The 18,829-nt window shown below is 36.9% G+C and carries 20 protein-coding genes and 2 tRNA genes; 9 read left to right on the plus strand and 13 right to left on the minus strand.

Going from position 1 to position 18,829, the window contains the following annotated elements; all coding sequences use genetic code 11:
* The first annotated feature begins 17 nt into the window (after window positions 1–17).
* Window positions 18–881, plus strand: coding sequence for a hypothetical protein (locus DHD80_RS12030; RefSeq protein ID WP_251741430.1), 864 nt, complete (start codon window positions 18–20; stop codon window positions 879–881).
* Window positions 882–2,183: 1,302 nt separating this feature from the next.
* Here the strand turns inward: DHD80_RS12030 and DHD80_RS12035 are convergent.
* The 13 genes from DHD80_RS12035 to DHD80_RS12090 all read right to left on the minus strand — a co-directional run bounded on the left by DHD80_RS12035 (window position 2,184) and on the right by DHD80_RS12090 (window position 12,732).
* Entirely contained in the window at window positions 2,184–3,158 is a 975-nt protein-coding gene (locus tag DHD80_RS12035; protein ID WP_251741431.1) for a DUF1259 domain-containing protein, read from the minus strand.
* 149 nt (window positions 3,159–3,307) lie between these two features.
* Entirely contained in the window at window positions 3,308–3,454 is a 147-nt protein-coding gene (locus DHD80_RS12040; protein ID WP_251741432.1) for a hypothetical protein, read from the minus strand.
* The gene (locus tag DHD80_RS19910; RefSeq protein WP_279347034.1) at window positions 3,442–3,570 is read right to left on the minus strand and encodes a hypothetical protein; all 129 of its coding nucleotides are present in this window, start codon (window positions 3,568–3,570) and stop codon (window positions 3,442–3,444) included. The genes DHD80_RS12040 and DHD80_RS19910 overlap by 13 nt, the downstream gene beginning before the upstream one ends.
* Before the next feature lie 47 nt (window positions 3,571–3,617).
* Entirely contained in the window at window positions 3,618–4,985 is a 1,368-nt protein-coding gene (chrA, locus tag DHD80_RS12045) for a chromate efflux transporter (protein WP_251741433.1), read from the minus strand.
* Window positions 4,985–5,707, minus strand: coding sequence for a superoxide dismutase (locus DHD80_RS12050; protein WP_156282556.1), 723 nt, complete (start codon window positions 5,705–5,707; stop codon window positions 4,985–4,987). The genes chrA and DHD80_RS12050 overlap by 1 nt, the downstream gene beginning before the upstream one ends.
* A gap of 11 nt (window positions 5,708–5,718) precedes the next feature.
* Window positions 5,719–6,252 carry a hypothetical protein gene (locus DHD80_RS12055; protein WP_251741435.1) on the minus strand — a complete coding sequence of 178 codons (534 nt, stop codon included), beginning with the start codon at window positions 6,250–6,252 and terminating at the stop codon, window positions 5,719–5,721.
* 69 nt (window positions 6,253–6,321) lie between these two features.
* Window positions 6,322–7,602, minus strand: coding sequence for a HAMP domain-containing sensor histidine kinase (locus DHD80_RS12060; protein WP_251741436.1), 1,281 nt, complete (start codon window positions 7,600–7,602; stop codon window positions 6,322–6,324).
* On the minus strand, window positions 7,599–8,282 hold the full coding sequence (locus DHD80_RS12065; protein WP_008615540.1) for a response regulator transcription factor: 684 nt from the start codon (window positions 8,280–8,282) through the stop codon (window positions 7,599–7,601). Before DHD80_RS12065 ends, DHD80_RS12060 begins: the two co-directional genes overlap by 4 nt.
* 210 nt (window positions 8,283–8,492) lie before the next feature.
* A complete protein-coding gene (locus DHD80_RS12070; RefSeq protein WP_251741437.1) occupies window positions 8,493–9,737 on the minus strand; it encodes a site-specific integrase in 1,245 nt (414 codons plus the stop codon).
* 215 nt (window positions 9,738–9,952) lie between these two features.
* Window positions 9,953–10,027: transfer RNA gene (locus DHD80_RS12075), tRNA-Pro, on the minus strand.
* Between the two features lie 246 nt (window positions 10,028–10,273).
* Window positions 10,274–10,358 (minus strand) — tRNA-Ser (locus DHD80_RS12080).
* A gap of 154 nt (window positions 10,359–10,512) precedes the next feature.
* Window positions 10,513–11,484, minus strand: coding sequence for a lipid A deacylase LpxR family protein (locus tag DHD80_RS12085; RefSeq protein ID WP_251741438.1), 972 nt, complete (start codon window positions 11,482–11,484; stop codon window positions 10,513–10,515).
* Between the two features lie 9 nt (window positions 11,485–11,493).
* Complete coding sequence (locus DHD80_RS12090; RefSeq protein ID WP_251741439.1) at window positions 11,494–12,732, minus strand: NAD(P)/FAD-dependent oxidoreductase; 1,239 nt, start codon at window positions 12,730–12,732, stop codon at window positions 11,494–11,496.
* An 84-nt stretch (window positions 12,733–12,816) separates the two neighbouring features.
* Between DHD80_RS12090 and DHD80_RS12095 the strand changes: the two genes are divergently transcribed.
* From DHD80_RS12095 to DHD80_RS12130, 8 genes are read left to right on the plus strand one after another with little or no spacing between them, the layout of a single operon-like run.
* Window positions 12,817–14,349 (plus strand): aromatic amino acid ammonia-lyase, encoded by a 1,533-nt coding sequence (locus DHD80_RS12095; RefSeq protein WP_251741440.1) that lies wholly within the window; start codon window positions 12,817–12,819, stop codon window positions 14,347–14,349.
* Window positions 14,339–15,082 carry a 3-oxoacyl-ACP reductase FabG gene (gene fabG, locus DHD80_RS12100; protein ID WP_251741441.1) on the plus strand — a complete coding sequence of 248 codons (744 nt, stop codon included), beginning with the start codon at window positions 14,339–14,341 and terminating at the stop codon, window positions 15,080–15,082. Before DHD80_RS12095 ends, fabG begins: the two co-directional genes overlap by 11 nt.
* Window positions 15,083–15,087: 5 nt before the next feature.
* Entirely contained in the window at window positions 15,088–15,966 is an 879-nt protein-coding gene (locus tag DHD80_RS12105) for a lipid A biosynthesis acyltransferase (protein WP_251741442.1), read from the plus strand.
* Window positions 15,967–15,969: 3 nt separating this feature from the next.
* Entirely contained in the window at window positions 15,970–16,419 is a 450-nt protein-coding gene (locus tag DHD80_RS12110) for a hypothetical protein (protein ID WP_251741443.1), read from the plus strand.
* Entirely contained in the window at window positions 16,416–16,832 is a 417-nt protein-coding gene (locus tag DHD80_RS12115; protein WP_279347035.1) for a thioesterase family protein, read from the plus strand. Before DHD80_RS12110 ends, DHD80_RS12115 begins: the two co-directional genes overlap by 4 nt.
* Window positions 16,833–17,963, plus strand: coding sequence for a beta-ketoacyl synthase N-terminal-like domain-containing protein (locus tag DHD80_RS12120; protein WP_251741445.1), 1,131 nt, complete (start codon window positions 16,833–16,835; stop codon window positions 17,961–17,963). It begins immediately after the preceding gene.
* The gene (locus DHD80_RS12125) at window positions 17,960–18,559 is read left to right on the plus strand and encodes a hypothetical protein (RefSeq protein ID WP_251741446.1); all 600 of its coding nucleotides are present in this window, start codon (window positions 17,960–17,962) and stop codon (window positions 18,557–18,559) included. Before DHD80_RS12120 ends, DHD80_RS12125 begins: the two co-directional genes overlap by 4 nt.
* Window positions 18,552–18,809: a phosphopantetheine-binding protein gene (locus DHD80_RS12130; RefSeq protein WP_251741657.1), complete on the plus strand. Its 258-nt coding sequence runs from the start codon at window positions 18,552–18,554 to the stop codon at window positions 18,807–18,809. Before DHD80_RS12125 ends, DHD80_RS12130 begins: the two co-directional genes overlap by 8 nt.
* Window positions 18,810–18,829: the final 20 nt, after the last annotated feature.

The raw sequence follows: 18,829 nt of genomic DNA on the forward strand, positions 1-18,829 counted from the left end.
TTTAAATCATTATAGTTATGAAAATCGAAAACATACCGCAGCCCTTAGTGAAGAGCCTCATAGAAATAATCAGGTCGTTGGTAAGGGTTCATTCCATTTACTGGATTGGCGCAACTAAAAACGACAGTTCATCGAGCTATTTGTTTAATTCAGAAGGGAGAGACAAGTTTAACCAACAGTATGAATTCACATTACTTGTAATCAGCTACGCAGAAATACGCGATCCCAAAACTTTTATGGGCGAGGTGTTTAATAAAATGAAGGAGCAGGTGAAATTATATAGCATCCATTATTCCTATAATGATATTAAAAGGCGCTTAGAAGCAGGCGATAATTTTTTAAGTCGGGTGCTTTTGCCCGGGAATTGTTTATTTCAGGAAAGTCCTTTATCCCTAACAGGCTATTGTTACCACCCCAGGAAATTTGAAGAAATTAAAAAGGTATGGGAGTTTAGATTGAACAGGGCAGCTTACTTTGAAGATAAAACAGATACTATAGATATGGTGAATGATGAAAGTGCAAGGATGGTATTGGTAAGCCAAAATATATTGCAAACCTGTACTGCAATCATCTGGGTTTATTGGGAATGGAAACCCCATTATTTTGAGCTCGACCTGCTTTTAAACCTTTGTAAAAATTTTAGCAAAAGCCCACGTATAGTTTTGCCAAAAAAATCGTTCACTTCAAAAAAGGTGTATAGCCAGCTCTGCCATGCACAGTATAATAGCAATTTTAAAACGGTAGATGACGTAAGCATGGAAGACAGTGATTATGCCAGCAATTTAGCCGAACGTTTTTTAAGAAGCGTTCGTAAGGAAGGAAATAAAAAACTTAAGGAACTTGAACTTCTGCATAATGCAGAAATTAAAAATGATACCTAACGCAAGATGTGTGCCTGTGGGCACAATCTTGATTGCTCCCGATGGTTGCAATAAAAAAGAGATGTTTACGGGGAAAAGTCCAAATTAGAACAATTTACTTTTTTCATCTTAAGCATTTTCCTTTTGCTGTTGAGAAGTAAAAATATTGTAGATCAGGAAGAATAGGTCATTCTGCTATTTTTATTTACTTCTTTCAGCGCCATCGCATTACCTTTTGATGCCATTCATCTTCAAGCTTTGAAATTATAGAGGAGTTATAAATAGCTTATTAGCGGTTTATGCACTCCGGTTAATTTCAAAGCTTGTTTTTTAGCAGCAAAGGGTAAGGTGAGGTAAGAAGGATTTTAAAAGAAACTCTGAAATCCTGATCGGTGAATTTTAGTTACTGCCTGGCGGACTTGAGTTAAAAAGCTTTTGGGAATATCTTATTTACCAATTCATCTTCAAAGCTTTTTATCTCGTGTCCAAGACAATTTATAATGAACCTCTTTTGCTGCAATGGAGCTAATGCGAAGTGAAAGGAAAAGTGGTGAATGGGTTTGAATTTAAGTTTTCCGTGAAATTTGTCGCAAAAAACCACCTATTTACAGGGGGTGCGAGAGAATTTGTCGCAAATTCCGTGAAAAATGACAGAAGGAAAATACATATTTAATTGAAATTCAATGTATTGCGATTCAGTAACATCGCACAGCGTGTTACCCTCTTGCTATTCCCCCTTAGTTTTGCAATGTTGTTTATCTAGAGATATTTAAAACATTATAAGTTTCCGTTTTTATACTGATATTATCCTGGAAATATCCATAACTAATTCCAAATAATAACCATCAGTTAAGGGGTAAATTATACTATATTCAAAGTTTTAAGAGTTATACTTTATTTGATAAAATCTTTTTTCAGTTTTTTTGGGACAGGCATCAGATGGAAATTAAGGTTTTAAGACCTATTAATGGGAGTTCAATACATCCTTTTGGTTAAAAGAAAATTTCAACATTTTAAAGGGTAATTGTATATAAACATATAATTATCCTTTTCTTTTAAAGATAACGAAAATTTCGCCTAGGTTATTCATAGGTCTATTTGATTCAAGGGATTATTAAAAAACTCACATAAAGTTTTATTTCGGCAAGTTCCAGACAGGACATCCACCTCTTGGCAATGGCTAGAGGAAATTCAGAATAAATACCAAAAATGCAGTATTCGAGAACCTTAGGTATTTTTACGTGGAAAGAGGTAACGGGAATTAATCCCGTGTCTCCTCTCTCATTCATTTAAAATACCTCGCTAAATTAAAAATGGATTTAATTATTCGTTTTTGCTCACCACCCCGGTCTGGTTAAGAGCCGCTTTCAGGCCGTGGGCGAGTTTCTCGGCTGGGCCCACTCCCCAATAATGTAGAAAGAATATTCTTGGTTCTTCATGCACCATGTGATTATGTAATGCCACTACTTCAATGCCGTTTTCTACAAGGGCTTTTATAACAGGGGCAACTTCATCGGCAAGCATGGTAAAATCTCCTGCAACAGCAGCTTTTTCTGGAGTCCCCTGCCAGCTGGCCCAGGTATTAAATCCCATAAAAGTACTAACAGAAGCTTCCTGCTCCCTAAGGTCAACATCTGGTCGCCCTATTGTAATCTTATAAACTCCATTGTTAAGATTACCTGAATGTCCTATAATATTATCTATTCTATCAGTATTCAGCGTATTCTCGACTTCACTAGATTCGGAAGCTGCAGGATTCCCACCACGCACTTCCACAACCTTATCGAATAAAGCTTTTACTTTTTCTGCAAGTACTCCTTCTTCACCCATACCTCCAATATGCATGTACATGACATTGGGATTATTCCTCACAAAATGATTATGGATAGCGGTAATAGTCAATCCCTGCCTTATTACTTCTTGTTGTACCGGCAGCAAATCATCTTCAGTCACCACTATATCGCCCATGACCATTGCTCCGTCTTTAACAGGTGAAAATGCTGCCCAGCTGCCTAGTCCCATCGGGGGGATGATTTTAAAACCATCGACCATTATCTCTAGATCATTTTGGGGAACTACTACTTTATATTCCCCATTGTTTTCCGTGCCCTCAATGCCAATAACCTCCTGGATAGCTGTAATATTCAGGGGATGCGGCTCCATATCTTCCTGTTGTTCGATCTCCTTTTGTTTTTCAGAAGATGGGCGAGAACTGTCAGCATTCTCTTTCTTACCGTCATTGCCATTGCACGAAAGCAATAAAAGAACTGTTGAAATCAATACGTATTTAATTTTCATAATGCTTGTTTTATGTTTTAAATTCTTCTAATCAATCTAATATTTTTATACTGAAATTATCAAAGTAAGTTATAGCATCTGCTTTGGTCCATAGCCCCACCTTACCAGCTTTAGTGAATGTAGTATATTTTACTTTGAATAACTCTTTATTATTCAAATAGATGGTAAATCATCACTTTCACTATTAATTCCATGCTGTTCCAGCTATCACCTAAAGAAGGAACATCTAAGGCGTAGGTTTTTCCTTTTCCTACAAGGAGCAAATCTGTGCGTTTGCCATCTTCTACTTTGTACACACCACGTTATCTTCGAGTGTATTTGCCCGTACTACATAATAATTGTTTTTATCCATAAAACGCCACCCTTGTCGTGATTTGCCGGTTACACCTTTTAAACGTACCCTAAGTGCCATATCCTTTGTTATTATGCTGTCATTGACAATAGGGTTACAGCACATAATCAACCTAATTCCTTAAATATGAAGAAATAGATGATACCTGATAAAACACTGATCAGGATAGTTTTCAGCATATCCCATTTCAAAATGAAATATACAAAAGAGGCTATTAGAGCAATAATTAATGATCCAATATTAACTGTGCTCCATTCGGGAATCAACCACCTTGCTCCGTACAGATATTTTTCGTTAACCTCAGAGAAAAGGGTGTGGATTGCAAACCAGACACCCAGATTAAGTACAACCCCTACTACGGCAGCTGTAATTCCTGAAAGTGCAGTGGTTAAACTTTTATTGCCCCGAAGGTATTCTATATAAGGAGCGCCTGTAAAAATGAATAGAAAGCAAGGTATAAAGGTAACCCATGTAACCAGCAGGGAAGCTAAAATTCCAGCTGTTATGGGATCGAGAGAGCCGCTTAATCTATAGGCTCCCATGAAGCCTACGAACTGTACCACCTGTATCAGCGGACCCGGCGTAGTTTCGGCCATACCCAGTCCATCCAACATTTCACCGGATTGTAACCAGCCATAATCTTCAACCGCTTTTTGAGCGATATAGGCTAATACAGCATAAGCCCCTCCGAAAGTTACAACGGCCGTTTTACTGAAAAATAGGCCTTCCGAGAAGAAAATATTTTCGACCCCAATCACCAGGCCAATGATCAATAGTGGTAGAGACCATAGCGTTAGGAAAATAAAAATGGTTTTTAATGTTTTTTTTAAAGACGGCCTTACGGGTTGGATTTTGCTGTCAATCAAGGCATTTTCATCATTATCCTTGTCTTTATCTCCTTCAGCTAAGTAATGGCCTTTAATGACATGGAATTTTTCTTCCCAAAATTTTCCGCCAATAAAACCTGTCAATCCCGCTGCTACTATTATATAAGGAAAATCTACCTCAAAGAAAAATATAGCTATAAAGGCCAAAGCCGCCAAAACAAACATGACCTCATTTTTGATGGCCTTTTTACCTATTTTAATGACGGCACCAACAACTATGGCTAAGACGGCAGGTTTAATACCGAAGAATATAGCTTCGACAATACCAACATCTCTGTAAGCAGCGTAAAGAATACTGAGAATTAGTATTGAAACAAATCCAGGTATTACAAATAAAATACCTGCAGTTAACCCCCCTTTCGTCCTATGCAGCAACCACCCAATATACGTGGCCAGCTGCTGGGCTTCCGGCCCAGGCAGCAGCATACAGTAATTGAGCGCATGTAAAAAGCGGTTCTCACTTATCCATTTTTTTTCTTCGACCAGAATTTTATGCATCACCGCAATCTGCCCGGCAGGTCCACCAAAGCTATAAATGGCTACTCTAATCCATACTTTTATGGCTTCTTTAAAGGGTAATTGTTCCATTAAACAATTTTTATGGCATTATTATATCGTTCTGCTACATTATCCCAATTAATGATATTTAAAATAGTATCGACAAAATCCCCTCTTTTATTTTTGTGTTTCAAATAATATGCATGCTCCCACACATCAATAACCAATAACGGAATTACGCCCCACTGGGTCAGTTTCTGATGATTCTCACATTGCAAGATGGTTAGCGATCGGGAAAAGGGTTGATAACCCAAAATACCCCAGCCGCTTCCTTCTACGCCTTTGGATACTTTTGCTATATATACTTGGAGCTTTTCAAATGAGCCGAAATCTTTTTCTATCTGTTTCAATAGTTCTGCTTTGGGCTGTGTTTTTTTATTGGAAAGGTTTGTCCAGAAAATGGTATGTAGCACGTGGCTTGAAAAATGATACGCCAGTTTGCGTGTCCACAAATCAACCTGGTCTAAATCTCCTGACTTTAGGTGTTCTTTTATTTTAATCAAATCTTTGTTTGCACCTTTAACTGCTCCACCATGATGAAATTCATAGTGTAAGTGAAGTGTTTCTTCGTCCATATGTGGTTCCAAAAATGTTTTGTTGTAAGGAAGTGATTTCTGGATGAAGTTACCGTTTTTGTCGACCAACTTATCTATTCCATTTTCAGTCACATTCTGCGAAAAAACATTGTTAGTAGGGAGTATGGTTGCTCCACCTAAAATTGCTGAGTTCCTTAAAAAATCTTTTCTGTCCATAATTTTTTCTTTTATATGATTAAAATGCTATTCCTACTTGAAAACCAAAAGTTACTGGAAAAAGGTAAATCATTACCGAATCTAAACGGAATGGGCGTAGCGAGGAAATAAGTTACTTTTTCCTTTTTAATTATAGGTCTGTTTATAACGGCTGTAAAACCATAACGGCCGTTGGTATTGAATGCAAGCCTGGTTAAAAAATTAAAACCTCCAATGTTTCGGTAGATAACACCTGGGTGAAAAAGTAATCCGGTTACCCTACTCGCACGATCATTAAAAGAAATCATAGGTGCAAACTCGATACTGTAAGCTATTTTGTCCCTCTGAAGAAAATTTATACCAACTGGAAAGCCTACTGTATAAATGCCATCAAAATTAAAGTGTTTCCCGTCTTTTGTTATAGTGGCAATAGGATGCATAATACTAAAATAGTTTTTTATTTTAGGATAATTTGTTTCTTTATTTTCTACCTGTGAAAAAACAATTTTAGGGGTTAAAAAGGATAAAAGCAAAATAAGAATGATTTGGTTCCCGGCTCTGTTCATTATAGTTTCATGATTTTATTATATGCAAGTATATGAATGGAATCTGTAGAAATTTGGGAAGCTGATTGGTTACCCGAAATTCACTTCAAAAATGTGCAATCCTTCTTCTTCATAATAATGAAGTCCCCATCCACTCGTTTCAGCTACCTTTAGAGCAATGGCTAATCCCAACCCCCAGGTATTGGGATTACTGGATTGTTTGTAAAAACGGCTGAACAATTTATCCTTCTCTAATACTTTTCCTATTTCTTGCTTTTGCCCGGTATTGGCAATAATGAGCTTGTTTTCCATTATTTGAACGCTTACCATTCCATTCTCAATATTATGCAGAAAGGCGTTTTTAAGTAGGTTCTGTATCAGTATCTCCGTAAGCATAATATTTCCCTGCACTATCAAGCTATCTCGTGTTTCGGCTTTCACCGATATATTCAAGGCGGCTTTATGTTCTTCATAAAATTCCATGGATCGGCTTAAAATTGTTTTAATATCAACCTGTTCCGAAAGGATAAACTGCCGGTTTTCGATTTTAGATAAGAGCAACAGAGTTTTACTCAGTTTTTTTAAGCGTTGTGTTGAACCGATAATGCCTTCCAAAATTTCCGCCTGCTTTTTTGAGAGTTCAGCCTGCCCAATGAGTGCCTCCAGCCTTGACTGGATAATGGACAAGGGCGTTTGCATTTCATGTGAAGCGTTTTCAATAAATTGCTTCTGGCTTTGAAAGACTTCAGTATTTTTTCGGACCAGCTCATTCACAGCTTCATTCAGCATCCGGAACTCATCAATATTTGTAGATGGTAATTCAGGTATTTTCTCTTTATCAAAGCGCAAAAGCCGGAGCCTTTCGAGCATTTCAAAAAACGATTTCCATATTTTTTTGGAGATAATACGTTGGGTTAAGTAAAAAGAAAGCGCCAAGCCCATAAATAGGCTGCCGAGTGTAATGGCAATGGTACCTATCATTTCTCCCGCTTCCAGATGTGGCTTTATAATTTCCAGCCGGTAGTTATTATTGTGTAATTTCACATAAGCTGTAAGCTTTCGGTACTCATCAAACTCATCATCAACAGGCTCATAAATAAGAGTGTCAGTGTAGCTTTCATAGCTTTTCTGAAACACCTTCTTTTCAACAGGAAAAAAGGTAAAATCGTCTAGTGGGTTATCCTCTTTAAAAGGAGCTTCAGGATTATCTTCTAGATAAGCTAGCAAGTTGACTTTGCGGTTGTTCAACACTTCATCTACATTTTGAAGTACATTCCAGCTAAGTACCAAATAAAACAATATCGAAAAAATCCCGAACAAGACGAGGAAATACAGCATTTGAAGGCGGGATGTGTAGGTAAGCAGCTTCATAAAGCCTGAATTTGATAACCTACCCCATAGATGTTATTTATTTCTACTTGTGCCCCGGCATCTTTCAGCTTTCGTTTGAGGTTCTTAATCTGAGAAAACAAAAAATCAAAACTCTGGGCCTCATCTACATAATCACCCCATACGTACTCTGCGAGCGCCATTTTAGAAATAATACGTTTATTATTGTTAATGAGGTGGATGAGTATAGCATATTCTTTTTTAGTAAATGAGATTGGCGTAGAAAAGTTATCTATTCTCACTAGGTATTGGCCTAGGTCTATTACCATATTGGCAAAGCGGATAGGCTTATTGGTTTTAAACTGTTTCCTACGAATGACGGCTTTTATCCGGGCATTAAGTTCTGAAAAATAAAATGGTTTTATCAGGTAATCATCAGCTCCTAATTCGAGGCCAGTTAACTTATCATCTAGGGAATCTCTTGCAGAAAGAATAATAACACCATCAGTCTTATCTTCTTTTTTAAGAATTTCAAGAATTTCGAACCCACTGCCATCCGGTAAATTAATGTCTAGAATTAGACAGTCATAATCGTATAAATAAACACGTTCTTGGGCTGTTTGAAAGTTGCCAGCCGAATCATATAAATAGCCTTCTTTGGCCGCGAAATCCTCAAGGCTTTTTAACAGGTACGGTTCATCTTCTACAATCAGTAATTTCATGTTGATACAAAGTAAGAAATTAATTCTGTAGAAATACTGTCTGAGCAATATCTTCTTCGCTTCAGTTCGATCTCAAAATCCATTGGCAAATAAAAAAAATGATCGGCAAAGAACACAATAACAGCTGAATCACAGACCAAAGGTTTTTAATAAAACGCCTCCCAATTTATTAACCGGTAGAAAGTAAAAAATCTGAGCTAGGTCGATTCTTCAATTCATCTTTTTCTGCCTTTTATTTATTATTACCTGATCCAGATTAGAAATATCAGAACTGAGTTTATCCTCTAAAACCCGGGCATAAATCTGAGTTGTGGAAAGCTTGGAATGTCCCAGAATCTTAGAAACTGTTTCAATAGGTACGCCGTTTGAAAGTGTTACAACGGTTGCAAAAGTATGTCTGGCAGAATGAAAAGTGATTTTCTTTCTAACCCCTATGGATCGCATAATATCTTTCAGGTACTTATTCATTTTTTGATTAGAAATAACAGGGAAAATTACTTGAGAATCTTTAGAAAGATTTTCTTGGAGATATTTTTTAAGAATGTTATTTGCGGTATATAACAGAGGAATTTTTACAGATTGTTGGGTTTTCTCTCGCTTGGTATATATCCAATCCTTACCATCCATTCCCTTCACTAGTTGATCAGTAGTGAGTTCTTTTAAGTCGATATAAGATAACCCGGAATAGCAGGAGAATAAAAACATATCTTTTACCCGTTCTAGGGAAGGTGTGGTAAATTCCGTTTCTTCTAACTTATGAAGTTCCCAATCGGTTAAAAACTGTCGGTCATTTTTTTCGAACTTAAAATCATAACTTCGGAATGGATTCTTTTCCAGCCATTCTAATTTGATAGCCAGGTTTAGCAGTTTCTTTAAGCGTTCCAGGTGTTTCATTGTGCCATTTGTACCGCAGGTTTTTCTTTCTTTTTTAGCACGGTAATTTCTCAGGAACATTTCAAATTCTGTAATAAACTGGTAGTTGATTTGCTTCAGGTAAACATCACTGGTTTTCTTTTTTTTCTTTAAAAACTCCTGTAGGTATTTTGAAGTAGTATGGTAATTCTTCAGTGTTCCCCATTTCAGGACATCCTTCATCTTCTCATTATGATATGTTATAATGTCCTTGAGGGTTTTATGTTCTTCGTCCAAGCCCAGGTAAGAAGCCTTGACTTTATCGGCAGTGAGTAAATTATCTTTATCCAGAATGCTCTTTTGGGTGTCCAGCAATTTGGAATAGACCTGGTCTAAATAACTGTTTAGAATTTTAATTCGGGGAGAAGTTCCTTTTAGCCGTCCTTTAGAACTATCCCATTCATTCACTGAAGTTTTCCTTTTCAGGCTCATTTCAGCGCATTTTCCATTGACCGTTATACGCGCGTAAATGGATAATTCTTTTTTGTTCCGGTTAAGTCTTCTGGTAAAGAAAAGCACGGAGAATGTAGTAAAATGTGGCATTTTTAACGTCTTTAAGTGAAACAATTATTTGTAAAGACGAAAGTCAAATCAACCGTAATGTTCTTCTAAGATAGTGAAATGCTGGAAAGAATGTATTCACCGAATCATTCACTGGATAGGGTGATTTCATATGATATCAAATAACATCATAAAAACAAAAAACACTGAAAATCAATAGATTAACAGTGTTTTTATATCCGTTTAAGTACGGTTCGTCGGGGTGGCAGGATTCGAACCTGCGACCTCCTGCTCCCAAAGCAGGCGCGATGACCGGGCTACGCTACACCCCGAATAATTTAGCTTCGCTAAATATTCAAAATTCAATATTTCAAGTTCCGGATTCCTTTTTACTTAACGAACCAGGCACAGTTTATCCCGAATTCACTTCGGTGCTACACCCAAAAAAGAGCCAAGCTCTTGAATTCAAAATTTTAGATTCCAGATTACTTTATAGTAAATAGTTCGGGAACCAGCGGAGTTCGAGATTTAAAATCCAAAATTTGAGATTTAGGATCTTAAATTTTAAATTCCTGTAGCGGAGAGTATGAGATTCGAACTCATGCGACAATTGCTCGTCGACAGTTTAGCAAACTGCTCCATTAACCACTCTGGCAACTCTCCTTAAATGAACTTGGCAAATAATTTTGCGGTTGCAAATGTAACTTTTACTTCCAAACCTTCCAAACCATTTTCAGCTTTTTTGACTTTAACTTAAGAATTATTTTACCCAAATCTTTTAAACTTCAGAATTTCAATTTAATAGCGATTTTCCAATTTAGAATTTAAAACCTAAACGTATTCCTCCCCAGTTTTGTAATGTACCGGTGCGAAATTCTTTGGTAATAAAACTACGCGTATATTCTAAATATAGAAACCCCGCTTTTAATACCAATCCGTAGTCGACCTGAGCCTTTATTTTGTAGATATCATTGAAAGGAATGGTATAGGGGTTAGAATTATTAAAAAGCCCTCCCTGAAGGCTAGCGTCATAGCCTACAACTATTAACTTGGGGTTGTGATAAAAATAAAGTTGAAATTTCCCTGGTTGATTTTGGTTTAATACAGATTTAAATACACCAAGTGTACTCGTGTAACCTATGGACGCATCTGTAAATAAGCTGCCAACTCTCAAACCCAAATCGGAATACACCGTCACAAACTTACTTAGTTCAAATAGTTTCTTTTCATGATTTAATTCATAATTTATAATAACATCGTTATTCACCTGATTTCTCCAGCCATAAGGCACCCAATTACCCGTGGCTTCATGTATGAAAACCTGGCCCTCCTCACCGTAAGCGAGAGGTCCTAAAACCCCTAAACTCAAGGAGGAATAAAGTACTGATTGTTTCTTGTGATTGATGTTCAATTGAAAGGACTTAAGATATAATGCAGCGGCAAAAGGCCTTTCACCATATCTAATTTCCTTACTGCTTATCACTTCCGGGGTAAATGCTGCCTGTTCTATAGATATTCCATTAATCTTATTTTCGGAATAATTTAAAAATAAATAGTTAACTGGATTTTTTTGAAAAATAGGATCAGCAATCTCAAGACTTATTCCCTGGGTATAATTATCATCGGAGTGTGCGAAAAAATCATTATCGAAACTAAGTCTGAAGTAAGACTCCTTTAAAATATGTCGATGGATTCCATTATTTTCAATCTTCTGTGCGGTAATACTGTTGGAAAACAACCCAAGAATTAGCAAAAGAATGGTAAAATATATTTGATTGAGAACCTTCAAAAATTTGAGCTAATTAATTTTATCGAACACTATGAGGTCATGCAAACCTTTTAAAGCTTTTTCATGATTACGCACAAATGGATTTTTTTGATCCCAAACATAACCCGCCAGCACTGAACAAATTTGGCTTTTAAATTGTTCATTTTGGTTGTGGTGAAAGAAAATTTCCTGAAGATCCCCATTATACCAGGCTTTTACATAGGTAGAGAAGACATCTACACCTTTCTGAATATATTCTGAATATTCTTTTTCCCAGTTTATTAATTTTCCGCTTAATTCTCTTGCTGCCAGTTTAGCTGAAAGTAAACCGGTTTCTGTGGCAAAAGCAACTCCGGAGGAAAAAACCGGATCTAAAAATTCCGCAGAATTGCCCGTTAATGCAAATCCTTCTCCGTAAAATTTTTCAACGCTTCTGGAGAAATTTTGCTGCATCACAGGATCAAAAAGAAAATTTTCATCATGGAACCTCCCTTTAAAATTCTTCGAAGTCTTCAACATTTGTTGAAACACATCTTCGCTATTTTTAGTATTAAAATTTTCAAACCATGAATTCCTGCCCACGAACCCCAGACTGGAAATTCCATTAGAAAAAGGAATATACCAAAACCATACACCGGTCTCAATGATTTCAAAAACGATTTGTTCTCCCTGAATGCCTTCTGGCCGATTGCTTTCTTTTATTTGCGTAAAAATAGAGGAATGATCCTGAAATTTTGGTGGTTTATTCAAACCCAGATAATCGGCTAAGACCCTGCCATTTCCACTGGAATCAATAATAAATTTGGCTGTAATTTCAGTCATTTGGCCCAATTTATCTTCTATAACAATCCTCCAGTTTTTATCATTTCTCACTAAAGATTTTATTACAGTTTCAAAATATATTTTAGTGCCCTTTCGTTGGATCTCTTCAGCAAGAACATGATCAAAATGATCTCTGGGCACCTGCCACGTCCAATCCCAGCCATTTCCAAATTTGTTGCTGAAATCAAATTCTACCAACTGATCATTTCTCAAAAAACGGGCGCCATATTTCTTTTGATAGTCCTGTTTTTGTAAAACATCCAGGAGTCCTGCTTCTTCAAAATTATCCATACACCTTGGTATTAAACTTTCACCAATAGCATATCTTGGAAATTTTTCCTTTTCAATCATCAAAACTTTATGCTCAGTTTGCTGCAAGTAACCGGCAGCAACCGCACCTGAAGGACCCGCTCCAATTACCATAATATCGGTAAATTCCTGCTTCATTAAATTTTAATTCTGTCTAAATATACTACATTTGTTAAAAGCTTTAACAGCGAAAATATTCCCAATTTCGATTAGTTTCTGATTATGCTTGAATTAAAAAATCCCCTTGATTTTTCTGAATTTTCCCGTGTTGTTTTTGATAATGAGGAAATTAAAATAGATAAAGCAACTTTAAATGTGATAACCGAAAGTTATCAATTCCTTTCAGAATTTTCCAAAAATAAGGTGATTTATGGCGTTAATACTGGTTTTGGGCCAATGGCCCAATTCCGTATCGAAGAGAGTGACACCAAACAACTTCAAAAAAACTTAATTAGAAGCCATACGGCAGGTTCTGGGGAAATTTTATCCCCATTATATGTAAAGGCACTCATGCTGGCGAGATTAAACACACTTTCGTTAGGGAAGTCTGGAATAGACTTTTCAGTGATTGAATTATTGCAAAAATTAATCAATCTTGAAATCTATCCGGTGATCTTTGAACATGGTGGAGTAGGGGCTTCCGGAGATTTGGTACAACTAGCTCATCTCGCTTTGGTATTAATTGGGGAAGGAGAGGTTTTCTATAAAAGTGAAAGGTCAAATACTGCTGAAGTTTTTGAAAAACTTCACATTGAACCTGTCCAAATCCATATTCGGGAAGGCCTTGCTTTGATGAATGGAACTTCAGCCATGACTGGAATTGGCCTGATCAATTTCAAATATGCTGAACGATTATTGGATTGGAGCATCTTCTGTTCAGCCGTGATTAGCGAAATTGTACAAGCCTACGATGACCATTATTCTCTGGAACTGAATGAATCAAAACTTCATAAGGGCCAGCGAAAGGTGGCTGAAAAAATGAGAAATCATCTTGCAGATTCCAAACTTACCCGGGACAGGACGGAGCATCTTTATGGGGAAAACCAGGATCAAAATAAAGTTTTTTCTGAAAAGGTCCAGGAATATTATAGTATTCGTTGTGTACCCCAAATACTGGGGCCAGTTTATGACACGTTGAAAAACGCAGGAAAAATTCTAATGGAAGAAATAAACTCGGCCAATGACAATCCTATCGTGGACGTAAAAACCAAACATGTGTATCACGGCGGAAATTTTCATGGGGACTATATTTCTCTGGAAATGGATAAAATGCGGCTTGCCGTAACCAAAACTTCGATGCTCGCAGAAAGACAATTGAATTATCTTTTAAATTCAAAACTGAATGATATTTTGCCCGCTTTTGTAAATCTTTCCACGTTAGGACTTAATTTCGGAATGCAGGGCGCTCAATTTACTGCCGTTTCCACAACTGCTGAAAATCAGATGCTTTCCAATAGTATGTATGTACACAGTATTCCAAACAATAATGATAATCAGGATATGGTGAGTATGGGCACGAATGCTGCTTTAATGACCAAAAAGGTGATCGATAATAGTTTTGAAGTGATGGCAATTCAAATGGCTACGATCATCCAGGCTTTGTATTATCTCGACTTCGGAAATAAGTTATCTTCTAAAACCAGGTCAAAGTTTAAAATATTAAATAAAATGATCGCCCCAATTAAAGAGGACCGACCTTTATATGCTGAAATTGCAGACTTAAAAGACTATTTAAAAGAAAACGATGCCTACTAAAAAGAAATATGCGCTCGTAACCGGTGGTTCTCGTGGGATAGGAAAGGCTATTTGCCTGCAACTGGCTTTAGATCTTCAATATCACATTTTATTAAATTTCCATTCAAATACTACCGCTGCAGAGGAAGTAAAGGCTCAAATCGAAAAACTAGGCCTTTCCTGTGATTTGCTGCCCTTTGATGTTTCAGAAAAAGAACAAACTGATCTGGCTATTCAGCAATGGAAAAATGAAAATCCCGATGCGCACATAGAAGTGTTGGTCAATAACGCCGGGATCACCAAAGACGGACTTTTTATGTTCTCGAATCATGAAGACTGGCATAATGTCGTAAAAACCAGTCTGGACGGATTTTATAATGTTACCCAAAATGTTTTAAAAGATATGCTGCGAAGTCGCTATGGCAGGATCATCAACATTGTCTCCATTTCCGGCTTAAAGGGAAATCCCGGCCAGGTGAATTATTCTGCCGCCAAAGGCGCGGTAGTTGCTGCAACCAAAGCACTCGCCCAGGAAATCGGGAAACGTAAAGTTACCGTAAATGCGGTGGCCCCAGGCTTTATAAATTCTGATATGACTAAAGATATTTCCGAAGAAAAATTTAAGGAACTTATTCCGTTAAACCGCTTTGGCGAACCCCGGGAGGTAGCAAATCTTGTAACTTTCCTTGCTTCTGAAAAATCTTCGTATATCACCGGGGAAGTGATCAATATTAATGGAGGCATATACTCGTAAGGCGCATGGCAATTTGGAAAGGTACATCCAGAGGGACGCTAACCGGCTTTAAGATCTATGTTTGGATCATTAAAACCTTTGGACTTTATCCGGCTTATTTCGTCTTATTATTTGTCGCAGCCTATTTCATTATTTTTTCCTTCAATTCCACCAAAAGCACTTATTATTTATTCCGAAAAAGATTGGGATATCCTCCTGTTGCCGCGGCATTAAATGTCTACTGGAGTTATTTTACTTTCGGAAGGATCCAATTAGACAGGATTGCCATTACTTCAGGCTTAAAAAAGAAATTTACCTTCGAATTTGATGGGATTGAATATATTCAGAATTTACTAAAGCAGGGGAAAGGCGGGATATTGTTAACCGCGCATATAGGAAATTTTAACCTGGCAAAACATTTTTTTGAAGAAAGACATGCTGAAGCAGTAGTGAACCTGGTCATTACAGATTTTGAACATCGCCAGATCAAATCCTATTTAGATTCTGTTACTGGAAAACCTGACGTAAAAGTAATCGTTCTGAAAGATGATCTCAGCCACATCTTTCACATGAAAAAAGCCCTGGAAAACAATGAGTTACTTGTTTTTGCGGCAGATCGGTTTTTGGAAAATTCTAAAACTTATGATGTTGAATTTTTGGGTAAAAAAGTAAAATTTCCTCATGGACCTTTTAAATTAGCGGGCAGAAATAAAATCCCGGTTTTGTTTGTGCATTTAATGCGCGAAAAGAATTTTCATTATCATTTTTTCGCCCGGCCTTATAATCCTGAAAAATTTACATCCAAAGAAATTTTAAAATCTTATCTTGAAGATCTTGAAAAGATGGTGAAAAAATATCCGCACCAATGGTATAATTATTACGATTACTGGAACGATTTTAGTTAATTTATGGCCGAAAATTTACTTGTACAACCCATTACTTCCAAAGAAGAGATCATTAAGCTGATTCCACAAAAAGAACCATTTGTTTTTGTGGATACGTTATACGAATACACAAATCTTACCGGTATAACCGGTTTCACCATTCCAAAGGATCAATTATTGCTTGATGGTGAAAAGCTTTCGGAAAGCGGGGTGATCGAGCATATGGCACAAAGCATGTCTTTACATCGTGGTTACCAGGGTTCACTTTCAGGACAAACCAAACCCAAAACAGGATTTATTGGGGTCATCAAAACTGTCGAAATTTTAGCCTTACCCAAAGTTGGGGAAACGCTGAAAACCTATGTGGAAATCCTCCATGAGATTATGAATGTAACTTCAGTTTCTGCCAGGACCGAAAATGAAAGGGGAGAAGTGATCGCTACTTCAGAAATGAAAACAGTGACTGTAGAATGACTCCCGGTTCTATTTCAAATTCCATAAAATTAAAAGTACGATTTCATGAGTGCGATCCTATGAAAATCGTTTGGCATGGGAATTATTATAAATATTTTGAAGAGGCCAGGGAAAAATTTGTCCGCCAACATGGTTTATCCTATTTAAATGTCGAGGAAAAAGGCTTTTATACACCTATTGTAAAAACTGAATGTGAATACCTTGCTCCTTTAAAATATGGCGATGAATTTGAAGTTTTCGTTACCTATGAGCGAACACGAGCTGCAAAATTGATCTTCCATTATGAAATTAAATTTGAGGACAAAGTAATTTGTAAAGCAAAAACCATCCAGGTATTTACCGATATGAGTAATAAACTGGTTTTATATCCGCCTGAATTTTTACAGGAATGGAGAAAGAAAATGGATCTATAAATGAAAAATTTCCTTTTAGCCGATTCTATCATTTCCCCGCTTGGCTTTGGAACTGAAGCTAATCTTGAAAATTTAAGAAATTCAAAGTCGGCGTTGCAGCTCCAACCTGCAAACAATCGATTTCCTAATGGCTATTACGCCGGAATAATTGATGAAGATGTTCTAGATGTGAACTTTGAAAAGATTGGAAAAATCAGCTCCTTAACCAAATTGGAGAAAATGATGATCCTGGCTATACAGGATGTTCTAAATTCCTCTGCGATAGACCTTGAAAATTTAGGATTGGTCATGGCCACCACCAAAGGAAATATAGATTTGATTACCTCAAATAACTTTGAAGGGGATCGAGTCCAGTTATGGAAATTAGGAGAGGTGATCGCCAGTTTTTTTAAAATTAAATCGAAACCTATAATCGTTTCCAATGCCTGTATCTCGGGGGGATTGGCAGTGAAAGTTGCTAATGACCTTATACGCGCAGGAAAATGTAAGCACGCATTGGTCGTAGCTGGTGATCTGGTTTCAGAATTTGTCATGGCTGGGTTTCAATCCTTTCAGGCAATTAGTCCGTTTCCCTGCAGGCCTTTTTCAAATGATAGGGCGGGTATTAGTTTGGGAGAGGCCGCTGCAGCTTTGTTGATTGGGCCAAAAGCTAATTCCCATTCGAATATTCAATATGTAAATGTGTGTACGGCCAATGATGCCAATCATATTTCCGGGCCAAGTAGAAATGGAGAAGGACTTGTCCAGGCCGTTTCCAGGGTTTTGGAAAATTCAAATTTAAAATCAGACTGCCTGGACTATATTTCTGCCCACGGTACTGCTACAATATATAATGATGAAATGGAAGCCATCGCATTCAATCGTTTGGGTTTACAGGAAGTTCCGCTAAATAGTTTCAAAGGCTATTACGGTCATACCTTAGGTGCTTCTGCACTTATAGAAACAATTTTAACCAAACATGCTTTGCAAAATAACGAGCTGTTAAAATCTTTAAATTATACTGCAGCGGGAGTTTCAAAATCATTAAAAATCATTAAAGAAAATTTTAAAACAGATTTGAAACTTGCCTTAAATACGGCTTCCGGATTCGGAGGATGTAATTTGGCGATGCTCTTAAAAAAGGAAATTTGAACGATCTTTATATTCAAAATAATTTGGTTTGCCGCTCTTCTGAAATTTGGAAGAATAAGGCATTATTTTTTAAATCTGAAGAAAACGATGATCTCAAAGCCTTTCTGAAAAAAGCCTATCAATATATAGAAATGGATTATCCAAAATTCTTTAAAATGGACAATCTTTCAAAACTGGCAATTTTAAACTTTGAAATTTTAATACAAAATGAAAAGATTCAAGATCCGGCGCTGGTCTTTGCCAATTCAAATTCCAGTCTGGATACCGATCAAAAATTTCAAAAAAGCACAGCAACTTTTGCCTCACCGGCATTGTTTGTTTATACGCTGCCCAATATCATGTTAGGCGAGATCAGTATAAAACATACACTAAGATCTGAAAACATTTTTTTGATCAGTAAAGAGTTTAATCCGTCCCTTTATACCCAGTATGTTTCTCAACTTTTTCAGGATAAAAATATATCTGAAACGGTTTGTGGCTGGGTAGATTTGCACAATAGCGAATATGATGTACTTTTGTGCCGAATCACCCGAAACGGTGAAGTGAAATTTACGGAAGAGAATCTGCAAAAATTATATGATCAGCCCCATGAGTGATTTGCATATAGAGTTGAAAGCGAGTATTATTGAACAGCTTAACCTGGAAGATATAAACCTGGACGAGATCGAAAATGATGAACCGCTTTTTGGAGACGGCCTTGGCTTAGACAGTATTGATGCCCTTGAGTTAATAGTTCTTTTGGAAAAGGATTATGGCATTAAGCTAAATGATCCCCAGCAGGGAAAAGAAATTTTCAATTCCATTAATACGATGGCAGCCTTTATTGAAAAAAATCGAACAAAATAGTTTGTGATATTAATTGGAAA

Source organism: Gramella sp. AN32, from assembly GCF_023718305.1.
Classification (GTDB): Bacteria; Bacteroidota; Bacteroidia; order Flavobacteriales; family Flavobacteriaceae; genus Christiangramia; species Christiangramia antarctica.

Coding starts and splice junctions, on each gene's coding strand:
- DHD80_RS12030 (WP_251741430.1), top strand. CDS start 18: ATGAAAATCGAAAACATACCGCAGCCCTTAGTGAAGAGCCTCATAGAA.
- DHD80_RS12035 (WP_251741431.1), bottom strand. CDS start 3,158: ATGAAAATTAAATACGTATTGATTTCAACAGTTCTTTTATTGCTTTCG.
- DHD80_RS19910 (WP_279347034.1), bottom strand. CDS start 3,570: ATGGCACTTAGGGTACGTTTAAAAGGTGTAACCGGCAAATCACGACAA.
- chrA (WP_251741433.1), bottom strand. CDS start 4,985: ATGGAACAATTACCCTTTAAAGAAGCCATAAAAGTATGGATTAGAGTA.
- DHD80_RS12050 (WP_156282556.1), bottom strand. CDS start 5,707: ATGGACAGAAAAGATTTTTTAAGGAACTCAGCAATTTTAGGTGGAGCA.
- DHD80_RS12055 (WP_251741435.1), bottom strand. CDS start 6,252: ATGAACAGAGCCGGGAACCAAATCATTCTTATTTTGCTTTTATCCTTT.
- DHD80_RS12060 (WP_251741436.1), bottom strand. CDS start 7,602: ATGAAGCTGCTTACCTACACATCCCGCCTTCAAATGCTGTATTTCCTC.
- DHD80_RS12065 (WP_008615540.1), bottom strand. CDS start 8,282: ATGAAATTACTGATTGTAGAAGATGAACCGTACCTGTTAAAAAGCCTT.
- DHD80_RS12070 (WP_251741437.1), bottom strand. CDS start 9,737: ATGCCACATTTTACTACATTCTCCGTGCTTTTCTTTACCAGAAGACTT.
- DHD80_RS12090 (WP_251741439.1), bottom strand. CDS start 12,732: ATGAAGCAGGAATTTACCGATATTATGGTAATTGGAGCGGGTCCTTCA.
- DHD80_RS12095 (WP_251741440.1), top strand. CDS start 12,817: ATGCTTGAATTAAAAAATCCCCTTGATTTTTCTGAATTTTCCCGTGTT.
- fabG (WP_251741441.1), top strand. CDS start 14,339: ATGCCTACTAAAAAGAAATATGCGCTCGTAACCGGTGGTTCTCGTGGG.
- DHD80_RS12105 (WP_251741442.1), top strand. CDS start 15,088: ATGGCAATTTGGAAAGGTACATCCAGAGGGACGCTAACCGGCTTTAAG.
- DHD80_RS12110 (WP_251741443.1), top strand. CDS start 15,970: ATGGCCGAAAATTTACTTGTACAACCCATTACTTCCAAAGAAGAGATC.
- DHD80_RS12115 (WP_279347035.1), top strand. CDS start 16,416: ATGACTCCCGGTTCTATTTCAAATTCCATAAAATTAAAAGTACGATTT.
- DHD80_RS12120 (WP_251741445.1), top strand. CDS start 16,833: ATGAAAAATTTCCTTTTAGCCGATTCTATCATTTCCCCGCTTGGCTTT.
- DHD80_RS12130 (WP_251741657.1), top strand. CDS start 18,552: ATGAGTGATTTGCATATAGAGTTGAAAGCGAGTATTATTGAACAGCTT.